The sequence below is a fragment of the Flavihumibacter sp. CACIAM 22H1 genome, from assembly GCF_001601815.1.
Taxonomy (GTDB): Bacteria; Bacteroidota; Bacteroidia; order Chitinophagales; family Chitinophagaceae; genus Flavihumibacter.
This window is the reverse complement of sequence record NZ_LUKG01000133.1, coordinates 1-5,868: the sequence shown is the minus strand read 5'-3', so window position 1 is coordinate 5,868 and position 5,868 is coordinate 1. Positions and strand designations below refer to the sequence as shown.

Genomic DNA, 5,868 nt, shown 5'->3' with positions numbered 1-5,868 from the left:
AAGATGAACCGGGTGTTGTAAACCGCGAAGGAGTAATCGAATTTGTAAACCGAGAAAACCCCGTTGACACAACCCTGGTTTTGAGAAAGCCCGGAAAAACAGCTACAGTTAGTGGATTCAGCGGCATTGAGTTTACCGGAGATATCGAAATAACGCCAGCCTCTGCAATAACAATTGTCATTGATCCGTACAACGGCGATTTTCTGGAAGTAAAAGGTAGTACCAACCTTAATTTAACCATTGAACAGGGAAATCGTATTACCCTGACGGGCATTTATGAGATCGAGGATGGAAAATATGAAATGTCTTTAAGCCAGTTGATAAAACGGAGTTTCAGAATTGAGAAAGGCAGCACGATTACCTGGAATGGAGATCCGCTGGAAGCCCTGATCAATATAAGCGCAAAATACCAGGTAAATGCACCAGCCATTGATCTGATCCGTGATCAGAGCAGTGGTAGCAGGTCTGAGCTGACCAGCCTTCGGCAAAAAGTTCCGATAGATGTGTACCTAGATATCACCAATCAACTGATGCAGCCCACCATTAATTTCAGGCTGGATATGCCGGAGAAAGACCGCAACTTTTTTAACGGGGCCGTATACACCCGGTTAAAGCAAATCAATACCAATGAATCAGAACTTACCAAACAGGTAATGGCTCTGTTGGTATTGCAAACCTTCCTTTCTGAGAATCCGTTGGAAAGTCTTCAGAACAGGAATGAAGGTGGGCTGGGTTTTACAGCGAAACAAAGTGTGAGCAAAGTGCTTTCCCAGCAACTGAATACGCTGGCAGGATCGCTCATCAAAGGAATTGACCTGAATTTTGATTTGGAAACCCGGGAAGATTATATGAGTGGCAGCAGACAGGAATCAACTGTTTTAAATGTCGGCGCCAGCAAAAGTCTTTTTAATGATCGCCTAACCGTATCGGTGGGTTCCAATATAGGACTGGTGGGCAATGCACCTGCCAATGGGGCACAGTTAATCGGGGATGTTCTGATAGAATACAAACTAAGCCGCGACGGGCGGTACAGAATCCGTGCCTACCAGCGTAACCAGACGGATGCTATATTATTGGGGCAGATCATTGAAACCGGTGTATCCTTTATGCTGGTAATGGATTTTGATCAGTTCCGTCAAATTTTTGAAAAAGCTAAAAAGCAGCAGCAGGATGGCAGGAATTCAAAATAAAGCAAAGTGCATAGGGTTGCTGTTAAGCATCATTTTTATCTTTAGTTGCAGTTCAACGAGAACCGTACCTGATGGAGACCGGCTGTATACCGGAACCACTATCCGCTGGGAAAACAAAAAGCCCGGCAAAAATAAAGAGCTGGAAGCCGATTTAATTGCGATGAGCAGGCCGGCGCCGAACCGAAAGTTTTTAGGAATGCCGATTCGTTTATGGTTGTATAACCTGGGTAATAAGCCAACAGGTAAAGGCTTAAACCATTTATTGCGTAACAAATGGGGCGAAGCCCCTGTATTATTAAGCAAAGCAAAGCCGGCCTATACCGCTGAGGTATTAACCAGTTATTTGGAAGACAACGGCTTTATGCAGGCAACCGTATCGCATGAAACAAAACCCCAAGGCAGCAAGAAAGCATCGATCCAATACCAGGTAGATGCCGGGCAGCAGTATAAGATCAATTCGGTGGTTTTTGAACTAGACAGTAGCGACCTTAGTAAAACTATCCTACGGACAGAAGATAAAAGTTTGCTTAAAGTGGGCAGGTTTTATAAGCTGGACCAGATTAAACGGGAGAGAGAGCGGATCAGTAACCAGGTTCGGCAACAGGGATATTATTATTTTTTGCCCGACCATTTACTTACCGAGGTGGACAGCAATTACAATGGGGAGGTAAAATTGTATATCCGTTATAAAGACAGCATTCCGCAAAAAGCGAGCACTGCCTACAGAATGGAAAGCATTACTTTATACCCCAGTTATAACCTTGCAGAAGACCGTTTGGTAAGAAATGCACCAGCGCTTGACCTGGGCCCTTACCGGGTAAAGGATATTAATAACTTGTTTTTACCCAAAATATTCAGCCGTTATGTGTTGTTGAAAGAAGACAGTCTCTACCGGTTCAGGGCGCATGAAAGAACCTTGGAACGGCTGATGAGTTTGGGTACTTATAAATTCGTAAAAACGGAAATTGAAGAAGCAGACAGCAGTCGGTTAAGAGCCCGCTTTTTTATGACCCCTACGCCCCGGCGAAGCATGCAGGTAGAACTAAACGGAAATAGCAAGTCTAATAACTTTGTAGGTTCGCAGATCACCATTAGTTCGCTGAATAGAAACTGGCTCAAACGAGCCAATCGTTTTGAAGTTAAACTAGCCGCTGGTTTTGAATGGCAGGTGGGGGGTAACAGGGTTGACCAGGCAAATACCAGGGGCTATAGCCTGAATGGAGAAGTAGCGCTCAACCTACCTGGTTTAATTGTGCCATTTTTTAAAATCAGAACAAATAATGCCTTTATTCCCAGGACCCGCTTAAGTGTGGGTTATGAATTGCTGAGCAGACCCGGTTTGTATAACCTGAATTCATTTACGCTGCAGCAAGCGTATCAATGGAAATCAGGAAGGCTTACCGATCATAATCTTGTCCCCATTTCAATTTCCTATGTTCTTCCGACAAAAATCTCCCCTGCCTTCCAGGAGATTTTGGATAAGGATCCTACCCTGCGACAGTCGATTGAAAAGCAATTTATTATCGGCAGCAATTACACGGTTACCTTTAATAATGTCAATAAAAACCGGATCCACAGTGTTTTCTTACAGGGTAACCTGGATGCTGCGGGGAATTTGCTTGGGTTACTGATTCCCAAAAACAAGGAAGGCATTAAAGCCATCGGCTATCAGCCATTTGCCCAATATGCCCGGCTTACCGGGGAAGCAAGGCATTATTGGAAATTGGGCAGGGAGTTGCAATGGGTAAACAGGCTGTTGGCCGGTGCCGGCTTTTCCTATGGCAACAATAGCTCCCTGCCGTTCGTAAAGCAATTTATGACTGGTGGCAGTAATAGTTTACGAGCTTTCCGGGCAAGAACGCTGGGGCCAGGAAGTTACCGTTCTGAAACCAGTACATTTGCCGCCAGCGAAGCGGGCGATATAAAACTGGAATACAATTCCGAGTTGCGATTCAAGTTATTCAGTGTAGTGAAGGGGGCCATTTTTGGCGATGCCGGCAATATATGGCTGGAGCGGGATAACCCGGAAAAGCCGGGCGCTGCCTGGACAGGGACTAATTTTATGCGCGACCTAGCTGTGGGCGCCGGCATAGGGCTTCGGATTGATGCCTCGATCCTGGTGATCAGGGCGGATCTGGCCACACCATTACGCAAGCCCTGGCTGCCGGCCGGAGAAAAATGGGTGTTGGACCAGATCCGACTGGGAGAACCGGCCTGGAGAAGGGAAAACCTGATTCTGAACATTGCTATCGGCTATCCTTTCTAAAGCCATTTCCAGCCAAAAAGCATGGTTTTTATTGTCATATGACAGAAACCACCTACCTTTGCAGCCCAATTAATTTTTTTATTTAACAAATCAGGGATCATGAACAATTACGAATTGATGGTGATTTTTACCCCTGTTCTGAGTGAAGAAGACTACAAAGCTGCTCAGAAAAAATTTATCGACCTGGTTACCAGCAATGGTGGTGAGGTGGTAAATTCTAATCCCTGGGGATTAAAATCACTGGCGTATCCTATCCAGAAAAAAACCACTGGTTTATACTGGGTAATGGAATACAAGGCGCCATCCGACTTCAATGAGAAGCTGAAAATTCAGCTGTTGCGTGACGACAATGTACTTCGTCAGATGTTTACTGTGCTCGACAAATACGCCGTTGAGTACAATACTAAAAAGAGAAGTGGCGTACCTACCGGAACTGAAAAAGTGGAGGCTTAATCATGGCAAAGAATGAAATTAAATACCTGACCGCGATTAAGACCGAGAAGCGTGCTAAGAAATTCTGCCGCTTTAAGAAGTACGGTATTAAATACGTGGATTATAAGGACGGAGAGTTTCTGAAGAAATTCCTGAACGAACAGGGTAAAATGTTACCTCGTCGTATCACCGGAAACAGCCTGAAATTCCAGCGGAAAGTATCTGAGGCGGTTAAAAAAGCCCGTCAGATGGCTATTCTTCCTTATGTAACAGACCTGTTGAAATAGACACTCACAGGCGTTTAAAACAAACTAGTAACCAATCCCTAATCTGCCAGCGTTTTAATGAAGGCGGAGACAGTCTGAATCAGATTTAAAGAGGTTTGATTGGGCTCTTTGGGGTACTAAAAATGAACAACATGCAAGTAATTCTTATTCAGGATGTAGATAATCTGGGTGGTGCCAATGAACTGGTAACCGTAAAAAACGGATATGCCCGGAATTATTTGATTCCTCAGAAAATGGCAGTGGAAGCTTCTCCTTCCAATCTTAAGCAACTCAATGAGAAGTTGAAAGTAAAGAAGAAGAAAGAAGACAAGATGCTGGCTGAAATCAACCAGGTTATTGCTAAACTTCAGGAAGGTGCGCTTAAGCTGGGTGCCAAAACCGGTACCAGTGGAAAAATCTTCGGAAGTGTTACATCCCTGCAGATTTCCCGCGCCATTCGCGAACAGAAAGGATATGAAATTGATCGGAAGAAGATTTCTATTCCGGACGAAGTAAAGGAATTAGGTCAGTACAAAGCTACCATCGATTTTGGGAACGGTAAATCAACCGAACTTGATTTTGAGGTGGTTGCAGAGTAATACTACCAGGCCAATATAGTAAAAGGACGATTTGGCGGGAAACCCCGGCCGGATCGTCCTTTTAAATATTTAGATATTTTGTATGTTTTTCCACAATTTCATTACCTTCGTTTTGGTTCCTTAATGATCTTTACAGTTTCAGACTTCCCAGAGCGTTTCCAAGTAAATGATTTTCTGGCTTTTTTGCAACACTGTGCTTCATTATGGGTTTATTCAATAGTTCAAAAAAAATAGAAAATGAACATTTACGTTGGCAACCTCAGTTGGGATTTAACTGAGCAGGATCTTTTAGAAATGTTTGCTCCTTACGGAGAAGTAATTTCTGCGAAGATCGTAACAGACAAATTCAACAATAACCGATCTAAAGGATTTGGTTTTGTTGAGATGAGCGACTCTGAAGCTGGAAACGCTGCTATTGCTGCCCTTCATGGCACAGAAGTAATGGGTCGTAGCATTGTTGTAAACGAATCACAGCCCCGTGAAGGTAGTTCCGGCGGTGGTGGTGGATTCAAGAAGAAAAGCTTCGGCGGCGGCGGCGGCGGTAGCCGTGGCGGTTACGGCGGCGGTGGCAATCGCGGCGGTGGCGGCGGTTACGGTGGCGGCAGCCGTGGCGGTGGCTACGGTGGTGGCGGTAGCCGTGGCGGTTACGGTGGAGGTGGTCGCGATTATTAATCCTGACTTAACACATCAAAAGATAAAGGTCTGGCAGTTTACTGTCAGACCTTCTTTATGTATAGTAGCTTGTAATTAAACGGTTGCTGGTATAGCGCTTCTTTTTAGTACTGGTTTAGTCGGGCTGTTTCTTTAGTTTGTAAACATCTACGTTTCCATTTCCATAACTTTTGGTAAATACCAGGCTGTCGCCTACCTGGTGCAGGATATAGTTCCCGTCGAGGATTAAGGTCCAGTCAAAATCGGCCGTCCAGCCAGCCGTATTCTCTACATAAAAAGAAGAGGATTCGGTTATCCGGTAATTACCTTTATGCAAGGCTGGATAATGGGGGAGATTACTTGTTCCCGTCCAGGTATTCTTCTCAAACACCAGGCGAATAGCAGCTGTTTTATTGACAGGGTCATGGTATCTTTTAAAGGTACCTGAGTAGGCACCCTCGAGA

7 protein-coding genes are annotated in these 5,868 nt (G+C 44.7%); 6 read left to right on the top strand and 1 reads right to left on the bottom strand.

Translation table 11 applies throughout. The features are described 5' to 3' along the window. The 6 genes from A1D16_RS20960 to A1D16_RS20935 form a co-directional block, all read left to right on the top strand. Positions 1-1,190: translocation/assembly module TamB domain-containing protein (locus A1D16_RS20960; protein ID WP_290713410.1), on the top strand; the 1,190-nt coding region annotated here is incomplete at its 5' end. Further along, positions 1,171-3,456 (top strand): BamA/TamA family outer membrane protein, encoded by a 2,286-nt coding sequence (locus A1D16_RS20955; RefSeq protein WP_290713407.1) that lies wholly within the window; start codon positions 1,171-1,173, stop codon positions 3,454-3,456. The genes A1D16_RS20960 and A1D16_RS20955, both read left to right, overlap by 20 nt. 99 nt (positions 3,457-3,555) lie before the next feature. After that, positions 3,556-3,909, top strand: a complete 354-nt coding sequence (rpsF, locus tag A1D16_RS20950; protein ID WP_290713404.1) for a 30S ribosomal protein S6 — start codon at positions 3,556-3,558, stop codon at positions 3,907-3,909. Positions 3,910-3,911: 2 nt separating this feature from the next. Continuing rightward, entirely contained in the window at positions 3,912-4,175 is a 264-nt protein-coding gene (rpsR, locus tag A1D16_RS20945) for a 30S ribosomal protein S18 (RefSeq protein ID WP_150849522.1), read from the top strand. 131 nt (positions 4,176-4,306) lie between these two features. Next, positions 4,307-4,753, top strand: coding sequence for a 50S ribosomal protein L9 (gene rplI / locus A1D16_RS20940; RefSeq protein WP_290713398.1), 447 nt, complete (start codon positions 4,307-4,309; stop codon positions 4,751-4,753). 237 nt (positions 4,754-4,990) lie between these two features. Then, the gene (locus A1D16_RS20935; protein ID WP_290713395.1) at positions 4,991-5,425 is read left to right on the top strand and encodes an RNA-binding protein; all 435 of its coding nucleotides are present in this window, start codon (positions 4,991-4,993) and stop codon (positions 5,423-5,425) included. 115 nt (positions 5,426-5,540) lie between these two features. Here the strand turns inward: A1D16_RS20935 and A1D16_RS20930 are convergent. Next, a partial coding sequence (locus A1D16_RS20930; protein WP_290713391.1) for a hypothetical protein occupies positions 5,541-5,868 on the bottom strand: 328 nt, incomplete at its 5' end.